Annotated in this window: 16 protein-coding genes; 10 read left to right on the top strand and 6 right to left on the bottom strand. The window is 72.4% G+C overall.

Annotated features, from left to right (window positions below):
- Positions 1-359: 359 nt before the first annotated feature.
- Both L3i22_RS14245 and L3i22_RS14240 read right to left on the bottom strand, forming a co-directional pair.
- Positions 360-1,817, bottom strand: a complete 1,458-nt coding sequence (locus tag L3i22_RS14245; protein WP_221327441.1) for a nucleobase:cation symporter-2 family protein — start codon at positions 1,815-1,817, stop codon at positions 360-362.
- Positions 1,818-1,924: 107 nt separating this feature from the next.
- Positions 1,925-2,194: a hypothetical protein gene (locus tag L3i22_RS14240; protein ID WP_221327440.1), complete on the bottom strand. Its 270-nt coding sequence runs from the start codon at positions 2,192-2,194 to the stop codon at positions 1,925-1,927.
- Positions 2,195-2,370: 176 nt separating this feature from the next.
- On the opposite strand from L3i22_RS14240, the gene L3i22_RS14235 reads away from it, so the two are divergent.
- A complete protein-coding gene (locus tag L3i22_RS14235; protein ID WP_221327439.1) occupies positions 2,371-2,739 on the top strand; it encodes a hypothetical protein in 369 nt (122 codons plus the stop codon).
- A gap of 32 nt (positions 2,740-2,771) precedes the next feature.
- On the opposite strand, the gene L3i22_RS14230 is transcribed toward L3i22_RS14235, so the two are convergent.
- On the bottom strand, positions 2,772-3,104 hold the full coding sequence (locus tag L3i22_RS14230; RefSeq protein WP_221327438.1) for a hypothetical protein: 333 nt from the start codon (positions 3,102-3,104) through the stop codon (positions 2,772-2,774).
- Positions 3,105-3,284: 180 nt separating this feature from the next.
- Between L3i22_RS14230 and L3i22_RS14225 the strand changes: the two genes are divergently transcribed.
- Positions 3,285-4,181: an alpha/beta hydrolase gene (locus tag L3i22_RS14225; RefSeq protein WP_255658218.1), complete on the top strand. Its 897-nt coding sequence runs from the start codon at positions 3,285-3,287 to the stop codon at positions 4,179-4,181.
- 66 nt (positions 4,182-4,247) lie between these two features.
- Here L3i22_RS14225 and L3i22_RS14220 read toward each other — a convergent pair whose 3' ends face one another.
- Positions 4,248-4,679 (bottom strand): hypothetical protein, encoded by a 432-nt coding sequence (locus L3i22_RS14220; protein ID WP_255658217.1) that lies wholly within the window; start codon positions 4,677-4,679, stop codon positions 4,248-4,250.
- A 353-nt stretch (positions 4,680-5,032) separates the two neighbouring features.
- Between L3i22_RS14220 and L3i22_RS14215 the strand changes: the two genes are divergently transcribed.
- Complete coding sequence (locus L3i22_RS14215) at positions 5,033-5,917, top strand: ABC transporter substrate-binding protein (protein ID WP_221327437.1); 885 nt, start codon at positions 5,033-5,035, stop codon at positions 5,915-5,917.
- A 9-nt stretch (positions 5,918-5,926) separates the two neighbouring features.
- Here L3i22_RS14215 and L3i22_RS14210 read toward each other — a convergent pair whose 3' ends face one another.
- Positions 5,927-6,700, bottom strand: a complete 774-nt coding sequence (locus L3i22_RS14210; protein WP_221327436.1) for a CDP-alcohol phosphatidyltransferase family protein — start codon at positions 6,698-6,700, stop codon at positions 5,927-5,929.
- An 83-nt stretch (positions 6,701-6,783) separates the two neighbouring features.
- On the opposite strand from L3i22_RS14210, the gene L3i22_RS14205 reads away from it, so the two are divergent.
- The 5 genes from L3i22_RS14205 to L3i22_RS14185 are packed head-to-tail and all read left to right on the top strand — an operon-like array spanning position 6,784 to position 11,193.
- Positions 6,784-7,758: a zinc-binding alcohol dehydrogenase gene (locus tag L3i22_RS14205; protein ID WP_221327435.1), complete on the top strand. Its 975-nt coding sequence runs from the start codon at positions 6,784-6,786 to the stop codon at positions 7,756-7,758.
- Between the two features lie 59 nt (positions 7,759-7,817).
- The gene (locus tag L3i22_RS14200; RefSeq protein WP_221327434.1) at positions 7,818-8,219 is read left to right on the top strand and encodes a 6-carboxytetrahydropterin synthase; all 402 of its coding nucleotides are present in this window, start codon (positions 7,818-7,820) and stop codon (positions 8,217-8,219) included.
- Positions 8,216-9,268 carry a glycosyltransferase family 4 protein gene (locus tag L3i22_RS14195; protein WP_221327433.1) on the top strand — a complete coding sequence of 351 codons (1,053 nt, stop codon included), beginning with the start codon at positions 8,216-8,218 and terminating at the stop codon, positions 9,266-9,268. The genes L3i22_RS14200 and L3i22_RS14195 overlap by 4 nt, the downstream gene beginning before the upstream one ends.
- Positions 9,265-10,017: a class I SAM-dependent methyltransferase gene (locus L3i22_RS14190; protein ID WP_221327432.1), complete on the top strand. Its 753-nt coding sequence runs from the start codon at positions 9,265-9,267 to the stop codon at positions 10,015-10,017. Before L3i22_RS14195 ends, L3i22_RS14190 begins: the two co-directional genes overlap by 4 nt.
- A 60-nt stretch (positions 10,018-10,077) precedes the next feature.
- Complete coding sequence (locus tag L3i22_RS14185; protein ID WP_221327431.1) at positions 10,078-11,193, top strand: lysylphosphatidylglycerol synthase transmembrane domain-containing protein; 1,116 nt, start codon at positions 10,078-10,080, stop codon at positions 11,191-11,193.
- An 8-nt stretch (positions 11,194-11,201) separates the two neighbouring features.
- Here the strand turns inward: L3i22_RS14185 and L3i22_RS14180 are convergent, their stop codons facing one another.
- Positions 11,202-11,888, bottom strand: a complete 687-nt coding sequence (locus L3i22_RS14180; protein WP_221327430.1) for a dihydrofolate reductase family protein — start codon at positions 11,886-11,888, stop codon at positions 11,202-11,204.
- 83 nt (positions 11,889-11,971) lie between these two features.
- Between L3i22_RS14180 and ribA the strand changes: the two genes are divergently transcribed.
- Positions 11,972-12,613, top strand: a complete 642-nt coding sequence (ribA, locus tag L3i22_RS14175) for a GTP cyclohydrolase II (protein WP_221327429.1) — start codon at positions 11,972-11,974, stop codon at positions 12,611-12,613.
- Between the two features lie 42 nt (positions 12,614-12,655).
- Positions 12,656-14,569 carry a SpoIIE family protein phosphatase gene (locus L3i22_RS14170; protein ID WP_370644464.1) on the top strand — a complete coding sequence of 638 codons (1,914 nt, stop codon included), beginning with the start codon at positions 12,656-12,658 and terminating at the stop codon, positions 14,567-14,569.
- Positions 14,570-14,617 lie beyond the last annotated feature (48 nt).

Genomic DNA, 14,617 nt, shown 5'->3' with positions numbered 1-14,617 from the left:
CCTCGGACAAACCCCAAGATCAAACCCAATTCGGAGGTACGGCGGCAGCCCGCGCCCGCCCCTCCCGCCAGGCGCCCGACTCCCCCGCAACCGCCGCGGCTGGGCCTGGCGTGGCAGCGGGGTCGCGCGGGTCCTTTGAAACCGCAACCACCCTCGGACGTCGCCCTTGCGGCCTGAGCGTTCTGGGCGCGCCAGCGCCCTGCTCAGGTCGGAAGGGTCCCCGCGGGAGCGACGATCAGTTATTGGCCGCAGCCGAGGCAATGAAGAATTTGATCTTGGGGTTCTGCTCCGGCGGGATCACCGGGAGAGAACGGCGGCGCGGGAGGAATCGGATTCCCACCGCGCCGCACGGGCTGATCTCAAACGGACTTGGCCGGTGTTTCGAGGGTGTTCGCGGGCGGGGTTTCGGCGTCCTTGGCCGGCGGGATCGCGGTGGGGATCTCGGCGACGCCGGTCTCGTCGGTGGCGGGCGACGAGTGAGCGGCGCCGGTCTCGTCGGTGGCGGGCGAGCGGCGGCCGACGCCGTTGAACAGGAGGTTCAGGAGGAAGACGATGATGACCGTCGTGGTGATGCTGCTGCCGAAGATGATCTGGAGCTCGTCGGGCATCCTGGCGTAGAAGTTCGGGGCGACCACCGGGATCATGCCGGCGCCCAGCGAGACCGCGATGATCAGCAGGTTCTGGGTGCCGTCGAACTCGACGCGGCGCAGGCTGCGGATGCCGACCGCGGTGACCGTGGCGAACATGACCAGGGCGGCGGCGCCGATGACCGGGCCCGGGACGGCCGCGATGATCTCGCCGAGCTTGGGGATCAGGCCGAGCAGGACCAGGATGACGCCGGCCGCGGTGACCACGAAGCGGCTGCGGACCCGGGTGACCTGGACCAGGCCGACGTTCTGGGCGAACGCGGTGTCCAGGAACGAGTTGAAGACGCCGGCCAGGATGCCGGAGAGGCCGTCGGCGGCGAGGCCGCGGGCGACGTCGTTCTCGGTCGGGCGTTTGCCGACCGCCTCGCCGACGGCGATCATGTCGGCGGTCGACTCGACGTAGATGACCAGCATGACGATGCACATCGAGACGATCGCGGCGGCCCGGAACTCGGGCGGGCCGAAGTAGAACGGCTTCGCCAGGCCGAACCAGCCGGCGCCGCCGACGCCGGAGAAGTCGGACAGGCCCATGATCGACGCCACGATCAGGCCGAAGATCAGGCCGATCAGCACCGACAGCGAGGCCAGGAAGCCGCGCGTGAAGCGGTTGAGCAGGACGATCAGCAGGACGATCGCGCCGGCCAGGGCGAGGTGGCTGAGCTGCCCGTAACCCGGGGCGCTGTCGTCGTTGCCGGCGATCAGCCCGGCCCCGGCGTCGATCAGCGAGAGCCCGATGATCGTGATCACGGTGCCGGTGACCAGCGGCGGGAACAGGTGGATGATCTTCGCGAACGGCTTGGCGATCAGCAGGCCGAAGACGCCGGAGGCGAGGATCGCGCCGTAGACGGCCGGCATGCCGTACTTCGCGCCGATCAGGATCATCGGGTTGAGCGCGGTGAAGGTGGCGCCGGCGACGACCGGGAGGCGCACGCCGAGGATCCGGGCGATGCCCAGGCTCTGGATCACGGTCACCAGGCCGGCCACGAACAGGTCGGCGTTGACCAGGATCGCGATGGTGCCGCCGTCGAGCTTGAGCGCCCCGCCGACGATCAGCGGGACGGCGACGCACCCGGCGTACATGACGAGCACGTGCTGCAGGCCGAGCACGGCGAGCCGGCCGATCGGCAGCATCTGGTCGACCGGGTGCTTGGTCCCGACCTCTGTGGTCATGGCGAAACCCTTCCAGGTGGAAGAAACGTTTCGCGGATTGTCGGGATCGAATGTTATCGACCGGGGTCGGCGCGTTGCGGGCCCGTGAATTCTGGTATACCAGAAACTCAGCAGCCGGGGCCGGCGGCGCGTCCGTCGACGATGGAGTAGGCGGAGATGTCGCCGTCGACGTACGCCGCCAACTGCGTGATCGACGTCGGATCGGCGTCGTTCAGGGCGATGTAGCCGACGATCGCCGTCTCCACCGTCCGGCACGTCGCCCGGTCGGCCACCACCTGGGTGTCAGCCTTGAGGGTGTCCGGGTTCAACGCAGCGTAAGAAACGCCGGAAATACTCACCGTCACCGCTGCCGCCATAGCCATCTCGATCAACCGCACGTCAGCAGGCTAGTGATCATCACTGACCGTCACAGTGGCCCGTTCAGGCAAGATCGTTCGTACGGACAGCGAACGTGCCAATAGAGGGAGTGAATCGGCGTGAGGCTTTACGGGACACCTGCCGCTTTATACCGTGATTACTCGGAGCAACGGTCTGATAACGCTGGAGGAACCCCATGCGTCGTGCCGCTGTCGTTCTCGCCGTCCTCGTCGCCGGTCTCTGGATCGCCGCGCCGGCCCAGGCGTTCGCCCACAACAATGTCCACAACGTCTACTTCCATGCCGTTCTCGACGCGCTCACCCTGCTCGTCGTGTCGGCGCCGGTGTGGACCCTGATGCTCTGGAGCGGCCGCCGCACCTGGCTGACCGCCGCACTGATCGCGGTGGTGCAGATCCCGGTCGCGGTGATCGGATTCGTCCCGATCGTGAACCCGTACCTGCACCTCACGCTCTTCCTGGTGGCCATCGCGCTGACCGGCGTCTCGCTGCGGATCGTCCGCAACCAGTCCCGGGCCACGGTCACCGCCGCGGAGACCTCGCACTGACCCGGCCGCGGTCCCGCCGGGATCGCGGCTCCTCAGCCACCCACCGCGCGCACCCATTCGCCCGTGGGCGCGCGCACGGCCAGGCCGATCACGGCCTGGCCGTCCTTAATCAGCTCCACCTTCGGACATCCGGCTTCCGCCGGATACCAACCCCCGGATTCCTTGCGTACGGCGTTGTGCCGGCAGTGCTCCTCGTCCACGTACCCCCAGGCGAGCAGCAACTCCTCGCCGCCGAGCGAGTAGCGGCCCACGCTGGCGATCCGCTCCCCGTCGGGACGGCGGAAGAACTCGGCCCGGAGCCCGGGGACCCGGGTCCCCTCGAAGGCGGCGTCCAGCTCCGTCCGGTGCGGCTCAAATTCCGACATTTCGGGTAATCTCACGAGTCGGAGTCAACCACAGAGCCGGGCGTGACCTCGTGAACTCCGCAGTTCCGTCGCATGATCACTTATCGGACGGCAACGGGCCCGATCTGTTCACATTGATCTCGTCATCCGTTGTGATCCCGTTTTAACCTGACTGTCGGTGAGCACCGCCACAATGGCCTGGTGGTGACCGAGACGATGATGCCGGTCAACGGCATCCAGGTGTGCCTGGAAACCTTCGGTGAACGCACCGATCCGCCTCTCCTGCTGCTCGCGGGCGAGGCCAGCTCGATGGACTGGTGGGACGACGAGTTCTGCCGCCGGCTGGCCGCCGGCGGACGGTTCGTCATCCGCTACGACCATCGGGACACCGGCCGATCCAGCGCGTTCCCAGCCGGGGCGTCGTACTCGGGTGTGGACCTGATGAACGACGCGCTCGGCCTCCTCGACGCGCTCGGCGTGCCCGCCGCGCACCTGGTCGGGCTGTCCCTGGGCGGCGCGCTCGCCCAGCGGATCGCCGTCGAGCACCCACACCGGGTCCTCTCGCTCACCCTGATCGCGACCAGCGCCGGCCTCGGCCCGGACGCGACGCCGGTGCTCGCCGGGGTGACCGCGCTCGCGGTCCGGAGCGCCCCGGGCGTCTCGGTGCGGGTCCGCGCCACGACCGACGAGGTCGACTGGTCGAACCGGCGGGCCGCGGTGAGCTGCCTGATCGCCGAGATCCGGGCCCGGGGCGGGCCGTTCACGCCGGACGAGCCACAGCTGCGGCGCCTCGCCGAGCGGGTCTTCGACCGGTCCGGGAATCTGGGGGCGGCCCGGCTCAACCATCGGCAGGCGGGCTACGGGCCACCGGTGCGGGACCGGCTGGCCACCATCGAGGTGCCGACGCTGATCCTGCACGGGACGCTGGACCACCGGTTCCCCGCGGAGCATCCGCGGGAGCTGGCGCGGGTCATCCCCGGGTCACGGCTGGTCTGGCTGGAGGGGGTCGGGCACGAGATGCCGCCGCGGGCCGTCTGGAACCAGGTCCTGACCGAGATCCTGGGCGTCCCCGCCGATCCCCTGTCCCCCGCCACCTGACCCCGCCGCCTGACCGGGCCGGCCCGCGCGATGTCGCCGGGCCGCCCGGCGGCGGGTGCGCGCCGGCTAGGACGCCGGGCGCGGGCGCATGCCGGCCAGCAGGACCAGGCCGGCCACCACCGAGCCGGCGCACGCGGCCAGGTAGCCCAGGACCAGGACCGGCCCGGCCGACACGTAGAAGCTGGCCAGGACCAGGACCGTCAGGAACGCGGCGGCCGCCGAGCCCGCGGTCAGGAGCCAGCCGGCCGCTTTCTGGGCCGGGGTCCAGCGGGCCGAGCCGGTGGCGATCAGCATGCCGGCGGCCGGGCTGATCACCGGCAGCAGGAACGCCCCGCCGATCAGCAGCGCGAGCGCCGCCGACTCGGCGCCGCCGACCACCGTGACCCGGGGCTGCCGCTCCGGCGCCGGCCCGGGCACCGGCAGGCGCAGGTGCACCGGGAGGTAGCCCCGCCGGGTCGCCGCGGCCAGGTCCGCCGGCGGCCCTAACCGGCTGAGCACCGGGCCGGCGTCGGCGCCCGGCGCGCGGCGGGCCGCCACGTAGTCGCTGACCGTGCGCATCAACTCGTCGCGCAGCTCGGCGGGCAGGTCCTCGCTGGCCGCCCAGAGCGCCGCGAGGTAGTCCAGCACGAGCGCGTCCCCGTCCGACAGGCGCGCGGTCGGATCCACGGGTGGGGCGGGCTCGGGCAGTGGTGCGGTCGTCGTCCCGGTGAGCGGCGCGGTCGTCATCTCCGGATCCCCTTCCAAGAGAGCTGCGATGACGTTCAGCATCGACCTCGGTGCCCGCCGGCCGCATCGGACCACGGTGGTATTCCCGGGTCCCGGTATCAGACTTTCGGCCTATGGTCAGGGGTATGCGTCTGGTCTCCCTGCTGCCGTCCGCCACCGAGATCGTCTATGCCCTGGGGCTGGGGGACGACCTGGTCGGTGTGACGTTCGAGTGCGACGAACCGGCCGCCGCCCGCTCGGCGAACACCGTGGTGGTCGGCGGGCGCGACACCCGGGACATGACCCCGGGCCAGATCGACGACTACGTGCGGACCCAGCTGGCGGTGGGTGGCGATCTCTACACCCTGCACGCGGACGCGCTCGCCGGGCTGGCGCCGGATCTCATCCTCACCCAGGACCTGTGCCGGGTGTGCGCGCTGCCGTCCGGGCACGTGGACGACGCGCTCACCCACCTGGGCTGCCGGGCCGACGTGCTCAGTCTCGACCCGCACACCCTGGCCGACGTGCTGGGGACGTTCGTCGAGGTGGGCGCGGCCACCGGCGTCCGGGACAGGGCCCTTGACCTGGTCGCTGATCTGAAGGCCCGCCTGGGGCGGGTCGAGACGGCGGTCGCGGGCCGGCCGCGACCGAAAGTGGCCGTCGTGGAGTGGGTGGATCCGCCGTTCACCGGTGGGCACTGGGTGCCCGATCTGGTCACCGCGGCCGGGGGTGAGCCGGTCGCGGCACGGCCCGGGAAGCGGTCGGTGCAGGTGTCCTGGGCCGAGCTCGCCGCGCCCGGGCCCGACGTCGTGCTCGTCACGCCGTGCGGATATCACCTGGCCGGCGCGGTGCGGCAGGCCGAGTCGGTGCGGTCGCACTTCCCCGGAGCCCAGGTGTGGGCGATCGACGGGGACGGGCTGGTGGTGCGCCCGGGGCCGCGGCTGGTGGACGGGGTCGAGGCGATCGCGGCGATCCTGCACCCGGACGTCGTTCCGGCAGCGCGTCCGGAAACGATCAGGCGGGTGCAGTAGTTCCGCGGGTCAGAAGCGGCTGGCGACCAACGTCATCGAGCCGGCCGACCAGCGGGTCCGCGCCGCCGCCCGGACCTGCGAGGCCTTGTGCAGCCAGACGATGTCCCGGCCGAACGACCAGGTCAGCGAGCCGAGCGCGATGGCCAGCACGCCGATCGACGCCCAGGCCGGCAGCAGGCCGGAGGCGACCAGGGCGAGCAGCACGCCCTGCTGGGCGGCGACGACCTTGCGGCCGAACCGGGGCGGGAGCGCCGCGTTCAGCCAGGGCAGCGCCCAGGAGGCGGCGACGAACGCGTACCGGAACGCGCCGATCGCCAGCGCCCACCAGCCGTAGGAGACGGCCGCGTAGATGCTCAGGACCAGGATCAGGAACGCGTCGACCTCCATGTCGAAGCGCGCGCCGAGCGACGAGGTGGTGCCGGTGCGGCGGGCCACCTGCCCGTCGACGCCGTCCAGGGCCAGGGCCACCGAGGCGATCGTGACCAGCAGCCAGACCGGGATCTCGTGACCGAGGATCGAGCTGGTCACCATCGCGGTCACCCCGCCGGTCAGGATGGCCCGGCTGAACGTGACCAGGTTCGCCCAGCCCAGGAACGTCATCTGGGCCCGGTCCAGGGCCGCGCCGAGCAGGCCGCAGAGGACCACGCCGTACGCGATCCCGGCGATCCCACCGGCCATCGTGAGTCCCGTCGTCCCGGCCAGCACCGCGATGAGCGCGAGCTGGGCCGCGAACCCGGCGAAAGGCGCCCGGTACGGGGTCGTCGTGGCGGTAGTGATGGTCACCATGCCTCCTGGCCTAGGGTCTGAACCGCGCTGTCCTCCACACACACGCTTGTCGGGGACTTTCGGTTCAGAGGAGTTTCAACGTGGTCGACGCGAGGGCCTTTTGGGTCACTTCCCCCGGATCGGGCGAGTTACGCATCGAAACGGTGCCGGCGCCCGGTCCCGGCGAGGTGCTGGTGCGCACCCTGCACACCGGGGTGAGCCGGGGCACCGAGACGCTGGTCTTCCAGGGGCGGGTGCCGGAGAGCCAGTGGGGTTCGATGCGGGCGCCGTTCCAGGACGGCGATTTCCCGGGGCCGGTGAAGTACGGCTACCTGAACGTCGGCGTGGTCGAGAAAGGCCCCGCCGAGCTCGCCGGGCGGACCGTTTTCGCCCTCTATCCGCACCAGACCCACTACGTGCTCCCGGAGAGCAGCGTCACACCGGTCCCCGACGGCGTCCCCGCCCACCGGGCCGTCCTCACCGGCACCGTCGAGACCGCGGTGAACGCCGTCTGGGACGCCGCCCCGCAGCTGGGCGACCGGATCACCGTCGTCGGCGGCGGCATGGTCGGCTCCTCGGTCGCCGCGATCCTGGCCGGCTTCCCCGCCGCCGACGTGCAGCTCGTCGACGCCGACCCGGCCCGTAAGGCGGTCGCCGACGCGCTCGGCGTGGGCTTCGCGCTGCCCGAGGCGGCGACCGGCGACCGGGACCTGGTGATCCACGCCAGCGCCAACCCGGCCGGCCTGGCCCGCTCGCTGGAGCTGCTCCGCACCGAGGGCACGGTGGTCGAGCTGAGCTGGTACGGCGACCGCGACGTCCCGCTGCGCCTGGGCGAGAACTTCCACTCCCGGCGCCTGACGATCCGGAGCAGCCAGGTCGGCGGCATCCTCCCGCAGCGCGGCCGGACCTACGCCGAGCGCCTGCGCCTGGCCCTGGAGCTGCTCCGCGACGACCGGTTCGAGGCGCTGCTCACCGGCCGGTCCGGGTTCGGCGAGCTGCCCGCGGTGATGCCCCGGCTGGCCGACGGCAGCCTGCCCGCGCTCTGCCACGTGATCGACTACCCCGGCGGGAATTGATCTTTCCCGGTCGGGTAACCGTTGTGCAGTTGAAGATCCGCGAACCGAGGAGAGATCTCTTGTTCAGCGTCACCGTCCGCGACCACATCATGATCGCGCACAGCTTCTCCGGCGAGGTCTTCGGACCCGCGCAGCGGCTGCACGGCGCCACCTTCGTGGTGGACGCCACGTTCCGCCGCCCGGAGCTGGACCAGGACAACATCGTCGTCGACATCGGCCTGGCGTCGGAGCAGCTGAAGACCATCTGCGGCAGCCTCAGCTACCGCAACCTGGACGAGGACCCGGAGTTCTCCGGCGTCAACACGTCCACCGAGTTCCTGGCCAAGCTGATCGCCGACCGGCTGGCCGTCCGGATCGGCGCCGGCGAGCTCGGCCCGGGCGCCGCCGGCCTCACCGGCGTCGAGGTCACGCTGCACGAGTCGCACATCGCCTGGGCGAGCTACGAGCGAACCCTGAAGTGAGCCGCCCGCTCCACGCGGTGCTGCCGGCCGGGATCGACGACCCGGCAGCACCCAGCGGCGGCAATCGCTACGACCGCCAGGTCCTGAACCACCTCGCGGCTTCGCCGGATTTCTCTTCGGTACGCGAGATCACCGTCACCGGCGACTGGCCCCGTCCCGACGCCGCCGCCAGGGATCGGATGTCCCGTGTCCTCGCGGAGCTCCCCGACGACGCGACCGTCCTGCTCGACGGCCTGGTCTCGTGCGGCGTCCCGGAGGTCCTGGCGCCGCACGCCGGCCGGCTGCGCCTGGTCGTGCTGGTCCACCTGCCGCTGAGCGACGAGACCGGCCTGTCCCCGGCGGCGGCGACGGAGCTGCGCGCGCTGGAGCGCCGGGCCCTGCACCTGGCCGCCGGCGTCATCGCGACCAGCACCCAGGCCGCCGCGCACGTGGCCGCGATGCACGATCTCGCCGAGGTGCACGTCGCGGCGCCCGGGGTGGACCGGGCGACACCGGCGGTCCCCTCCCCCGGCGGGCACCGGCTGCTCTGCGTGGCGTCGCTGACCCCGCGCAAGGGCCAGGACCTGCTGCTGGCGGCCCTGTCCCAGCTGACCGACCTGGCGTGGGAGTGCACCTTCGCCGGGACGGGCACGATCCCGCCGGTGCCGGCCGGGCTCGAGCACCGGGTCGCGTTCCCGGGAGCGTTGGCGGGCGCTGAACTCGAAGCCGCCTATGCGAACGCGGATCTTTTCGTGCTGCCGTCGCGCGCGGAGACCTACGGGATGGTGGTGACCGAGGCGCTGGCCCATGGGCTCCCGGTGGTGGCTACCGAGGTCGGGGGCGTGCCGGAGGCGCTCGGGGGCGGGGTTGACGTCGTACCCGGAAAGCTTTTGCCCCCGGAAGATCCGCAAGCTCTGGCCGCCGCCCTGCGCGGCTGGCTCACCGATGGTGAGCTGCGGGAACGCTGGCGGGCCCGGGCCCTCGCCCGCCGTGAGACGCTGACCGGCTGGGACCAGACCGCCCACCGCCTGGCTGCCATCCTGAAGAACATCGAGGAAGGAACCGCATGACCGGAGAATTCAGCGCCGACTGGCTGGGCCTGCGCGAGCCCGCCGACGCCGACGCCCGCTCCCTGGAGCTGGTCGGGCTGCTGCCCGCGCCGGTGAAGGTGATCCGGGACCTGGGCTGCGGCACCGGCTCGCTGGGGCGCTGGCTGGCGCCGCGGCTGCCGGTCCCGCAGTTCTGGATCCTCACCGACCGCGACCACGACCTGCTGGAGATCGCCGCCGACCGGATGCCGGAGGGGGTGAACGTGGCGATCGACGAGCGCGACGTGACCGCGCTCACCCGCAACGACCTGACCGGCGCCGATCTGGTCACCTGCTCGGCGCTGCTGGACCTGCTGACCGCGCCCGAGGTGGACCGGCTGGTCGAGGTCTGCGCGCAGGCCCGGACGAACGCGCTGTTCACGCTCTCGGTGACCGGGCGGGTGCGGATGACGCCGGCCGATCCGCGGGACGCCGAGGTGGAGGACGCGTTCAACGCGCACCAGCGCCGGGACGCGAAGCTCGGGCCGGACGCCCCGGACTACGCCGCGCGCGCCTTCGAGAAGGCCGGGGCACGCGTCATCGTCCGGGAGAGTGCGTGGCAGCTCGGTCCGCAGCGATCCGACCTGACCGCCGAATGGTTGCGCGGATGGGTCGGCGCGGCCACCGAAGAGCGCCCTGACCTGGGGTTCGACGACTATCTCGCGGCCCGGCTCGGGGATCTGCCGGAGGCCGCGGTCGGACACAAGGATGTTTTAGCGATCTTCGAGTGAACCAAGCCCCGGCGGTCGGGCGTACTAGTCCCTGAGGGATCGACGAGGGGACGAAGACAAGTGAGCCGATCGGTCTGGGCCTGGGCCCGCCTGCTGGGTGGCGCCGCCATCATCGCGCTGGTGCTGTGGCGGCTGGGCACCGGCGCGTTCCTGGACGGGCTGCGGGTGCTCGACGGCGGCACGCTCGCGCTGGCCTTCGGGATCGGCGTGGTGACCACGGTGCTGAGCGCCTGGCGCTGGTGCCTGGTCGCCCGGGGCCTGGGCATGCGACTGTCGCTGAAGGACGCGACCGCCGACTACTACCAGGCGCTGTTCCTCAACGCGGCGCTGCCCGGCGGGGTGCTCGGCGACGTCGGGCGGGCCGTCTCGCACGGCCGTGAGGAGGGCGACGTGGGGCGCGGTGTCCGGGCGGTGGTCCTGGAACGGACCGCCGGCCAGATCGTCCTGCTGGTCGTCGGCGCCGCGGTGCTTTTCACCGTCCCGTCGCCGGTGCTGAGCCTGCTCGGCGAGCACGGCCGGACCGTCGCCGCCACGGTCGCGCTGGTCGCGATCGCCGCGCTGCTGGCGGTCGGCGTCGCCCGGCGGCTGCGCCGGGGTGGCTCCAAGCTGGCCGGCCTCGCCCGCACCGGCGCCTCGGAGATCCGCTCCGGGCTGCTGTCCCGGCGGAACTGGCCGGGCGTGCTGTTCGCGTCGGCGATGGTGCTGTTCGGGCACCTGGCGACGTTCCTGGTCGCGGCCCGGGTGGCCGGCAACGAGGTGTCGTTCCTGGCGCTCGCCCCGATGCTGCTGCTGGCGCTGCTGGCGATGGGCATCCCGCTGAACGTGGGCGGCTGGGGCCCCCGCGAGGGCGTGATGGCCTGGGCGTTCGGCGCGGCCGGGCTGAGCGCCGAGCAGGGCGTGACGATCGCGGTGGCGTACGGGATCTGCGCCTTCGTCGCCGCGGCGCCGGGCGCGATCGTGGTCGCCGTCCGCGCCGTGCGGAAGATGCGCCGGGCCGTCCCGGAGCCGGTGGCCGCGGTGGTCGTGCCGGTCGCCGCGCAGCCGAACTTCCGGGTGCGGATCACCGCCCCGGTCTCCCCCGCGGTGGTCGTGACGTCGCCGGCCCCGGTGCCGATGCCGATCCGGCGCACCACCGTTCGGCAGCCCGCCTACAGCGCGAGCGGGGCCCCGGTTTGACCCCCGCGTTACTGAAAGCGTTCGGACAGGGCGTAGCGGAGCAGGACCACGTCGCCGATCTGGCGGACCTCGGCCAGCGTGGCGCGGTTCTTCGGGCCGGCCGGGAAGTTCCCGTCGTGCACGAACCGCGGCGCCCGCGAGTCGCCGACGAAGAACGGCGCGACGACCAGCTGCAGCTCGTCCGCGAGGTCGCGGGTGAGGAACTGGGTGTGCATGGTCCCGCCGCCCTCGACCATCAGCCGCCGCACGCCGCGCGCGGCCAGGTCGGCCGAGACGAGATCCACGTCGACCGGGTCGCCGCCGTCGACGACGGTGGCCACCGCGCCGAGTCGCTCGCGCGCCTCGGCGACCGTCGGGGTGGCGCAGTAGACCAGCTTCGCCGACTCGCCGGCGGCGAAGAACGCGGCCGCCGGGTCCAGGTCGCAGCGGCCGGTCACGGTCACCTTCACCGGGTTGGCCGGCTCGCCACGCGCGGCCCGGGCCGCCCGGCGCTCCGCCGAGCGCACCAGCAGGCGGGGATTGTCCTGACGGATCGTCGCCGCGCCGACCAGGATCGCGTCGCAGCTCGCGCGCACCTCGTCGACCCGGTCGAAGTCCTCGTCGTTCGAGAGGAGCAGGCGCTCCTCGGTGGTGTCGTCGAGATAACCGTCGATCGACATGCCACAGCTCAACAAGGTGTACGGACGCTCAGCCATCGTGCGTCCACGATAATCCGCGGTGTGCGGCGGCCGATCTTCGGGCACTGCTTTCGCCACCGGCATCACAATGGGGAGGACCGATGTTAAAGGCCACCGTCCGACGGCAGGTGACCGTGCCGCTGCGGTTTTCCGACGGATATGCCACCACCGCCCAGGTGATGACCTTCGACGGTCTCGCCGACGGCCGTGAGCATCTCGCGCTGGGCCTCGGCGACTGGCGGCGGGCGCTGACCAAGTCGGCCGCGGGTGGGCGGGCGCCGATGGTCCGCCCGCACAGCGAGTGCCTGACCGGCGACGTGTTCGGCAGCCAGCGCTGCGACTGCGGCCCGCAGTTGCGCGAGGCCGCCGAGCGGATCACCGAGCAGGGCGGGTTCCTGCTGTACCTGCGCCAGGAGGGGCGGGGCATCGGGCTGTACGCCAAGCTGGACGCGTACGCGCTGCAGGACGACGGCCTGGACACGTACGAGGCGAACGTCGCGCTGGGCCGGGGCGAGGACGAGCGGGACTACACGGTCGCCGCGCAGATGCTCCTCGCGGTCGGCGCCGACCGGATCCGGCTGCTCAGCAACAACCCGGACAAATGCGTGCAGCTCGATGCGCTGGGCATCGAGGTGACCCAGCGGATCCCGACCGGTGTGCACCTGTCCGCGGCAAATGTCCGCTACCTGCGGTCCAAGGCGTCGCACACCTCGCACACGATTGAACTGCCCCTGGCAGAGTGACCCCCGGGTTCACCCGGCGTGGTTTCCGGCACGATGTCATTCGTGACGGACGAGCACATTCCGGAAGCGGGCGACATCGCGGCGTTGGTGGCCGCGGTCGACCAGCTGCCGTTCATCGTCATCCTCTTCGAGGGACCCGAGCTGCTGACGGTCGGCGCGAACGCGGCGACCCGCGCGGTGCTGCCCGGCCGGGAGGTGATCGGCCGCCCGTGCCGGGAGGTCCTCGGCGACCTCGCCGGCCAGCAGTTCCTCGACGTGTTCCACGAGGTCTACCGGACCGGTGAGACGGTCGCCGGCCGGCAGTGGCGGGTGCACCTGGACCAGCCGGACGGCTCGGTGCACGAGATCTTCGTGACGTTCACGATCATGCCGTGGCGGGCCGCCGACGGGTCGCTGATCGGCGTGATCGGCGCGGCCTTCGACGTGACCGAGATGGCCCGGGTCCGGCAGGCCGCCGAGGCCGAGGCCGCCCAGCTGCGCCGCCGCTACGAGCGGAGCCGGGACGTGATCACCGAGCTGCAGCGGGAGCTGCTGCCGCCCGGCCTGCCGGTGCTGCCCGGTCTGCAGATCGCGGCCAGCTACCTGCTCGCCGACGCGGACACCGCGGCCGGCGGCGACTGGTTCGACGCGGTGGCCCGCTCCGACGGACGGGTCGCCCTGGTCGTCGGCGACGTGGTCGGGCACGGGATCACCGCGTCCGGGGCGATGGGCCAGCTGCGCGCGGTGCTGCAGGAACGCCTCGACTCCGGGGCCACGCCGGCCGAGGCGCTGGCCGCCGCGGACCGGTTCGCCGGGCGGATGCGGGCGGCGCACGCGACCACCGTCTGCCTGGCCGAGCTGGACCCGGCGAACGGGGAGTTGACGTACTGCACCGCCGGGCATCCGCCGCCGCTGGTGGTCGGCGCCGACGGGTCGACCCGGTTCCTGCCGGTGACCGGGGGCGGGCCGCTGGGCACCGGCGGCGGCTTCCCCGTCCGGCAGGACCGGCTGGAGCCGGGTGACCTGCTGCTCCTCTACAGCGACGGGATCCTGGAACGGCCGCTCGCCGGGCCGGAGTCGGCCACCGAGCTGGCCCGGGTGGCGGCCGACGCGGCGGCCGGGCGGGCGCTGCGGGAGAGCGGGACGGCCGCTGTCGAACGGGTCTGCGGGCAGGCGATCGAGCTGCTGGTCCGGGCCGGTGGGCACGCCGACGACATCACGCTGCTGGCGGCGCAGCGGATCGAGCCCGTACCGGCGCTGGTCCTTGATCTTCCGCCCGATCCGGCCGAGCTCCGCGGCGCCCGCGCCCGCCTGCAGGCCTGGCTGCTCGAGCTCGGCGCCGCCGAACAGGACATCTTCGTGCTGCAGCACGCGCTCGGCGAGCTGGCCACCAACGCCATCGAGCACGCTCAAGGTCAACACCCGATTGAGGTACGGGCGGTGCTCACGCCCACCGGCCGGGTCGAGGCGACCGTCACCGACCACGGCGGATGGCGCACGCCCGAGCGGCAGCCGATCCGCGGCCGCGGGCTGGCGCTCACCACCCAGCTGGTGGAGAGCCTGCGCGTGGAGCCGGGGGCGCACGGCACGGTGGCCACCGTCCGGCATCCGCTGAGCCGTCCGGCACGCCTGCTGACCAGCTTCGACGACGCGCCCGTGCGATCCACGGAGGTGCCCGACATGCTGGTCGCCGAGCTGCCCGGCGACAACGAGGCCCAGGTGCGCGTCGACGGGCCGATCGACCTGACCTCGGCCCCGCGGATGCAGGTGGAGCTGCTGCGCCGCAGCCGGGGCGGGACCGTGCCGATGACCGTCGACCTGACCGGGGTGACCCATCTGGCCAGCGCGGGGGTGTCGGCGCTCTACCAGATCGCCGAGCACCACCACGACCAGAAGGCCACGCTGACGCTGATCGCGTCCCCGGACAGCCCCGCGCGGCAGATCCTCGACCTGGTCGGGCTGCCGGTCACTCCTTAGGGTTGTCCACAGGGCTGGGCAGACTGTCGGTCGGGCTCTCTAGTATCG

Origin of the sequence: Actinoplanes sp. L3-i22 (genome assembly GCF_019704555.1) — a bacterium.
Classification (GTDB): domain Bacteria; phylum Actinomycetota; class Actinomycetes; order Mycobacteriales; family Micromonosporaceae; genus Actinoplanes.
The sequence above is the reverse complement of the archived record's forward strand: the minus strand, read 5'-3'. Positions and strand labels throughout refer to the sequence as shown.

Excerpts from the sequence above, each read along its gene's own strand:
- L3i22_RS14180 (WP_221327430.1), bottom strand. The coding sequence starts at position 11,888 with ATGGCTGAGCGTCCGTACACCTTGTTGAGCTGTGGCATGTCGATCGAC.
- ribA (WP_221327429.1), top strand. The coding sequence starts at position 11,972 with ATGTTAAAGGCCACCGTCCGACGGCAGGTGACCGTGCCGCTGCGGTTT.
- L3i22_RS14215 (WP_221327437.1), top strand. The coding sequence starts at position 5,033 with ATGCGTCTGGTCTCCCTGCTGCCGTCCGCCACCGAGATCGTCTATGCC.
- L3i22_RS14245 (WP_221327441.1), bottom strand. The coding sequence starts at position 1,817 with ATGACCACAGAGGTCGGGACCAAGCACCCGGTCGACCAGATGCTGCCG.
- L3i22_RS14235 (WP_221327439.1), top strand. The coding sequence starts at position 2,371 with ATGCGTCGTGCCGCTGTCGTTCTCGCCGTCCTCGTCGCCGGTCTCTGG.
- L3i22_RS14230 (WP_221327438.1), bottom strand. The coding sequence starts at position 3,104 with ATGTCGGAATTTGAGCCGCACCGGACGGAGCTGGACGCCGCCTTCGAG.
- L3i22_RS14190 (WP_221327432.1), top strand. The coding sequence starts at position 9,265 with ATGACCGGAGAATTCAGCGCCGACTGGCTGGGCCTGCGCGAGCCCGCC.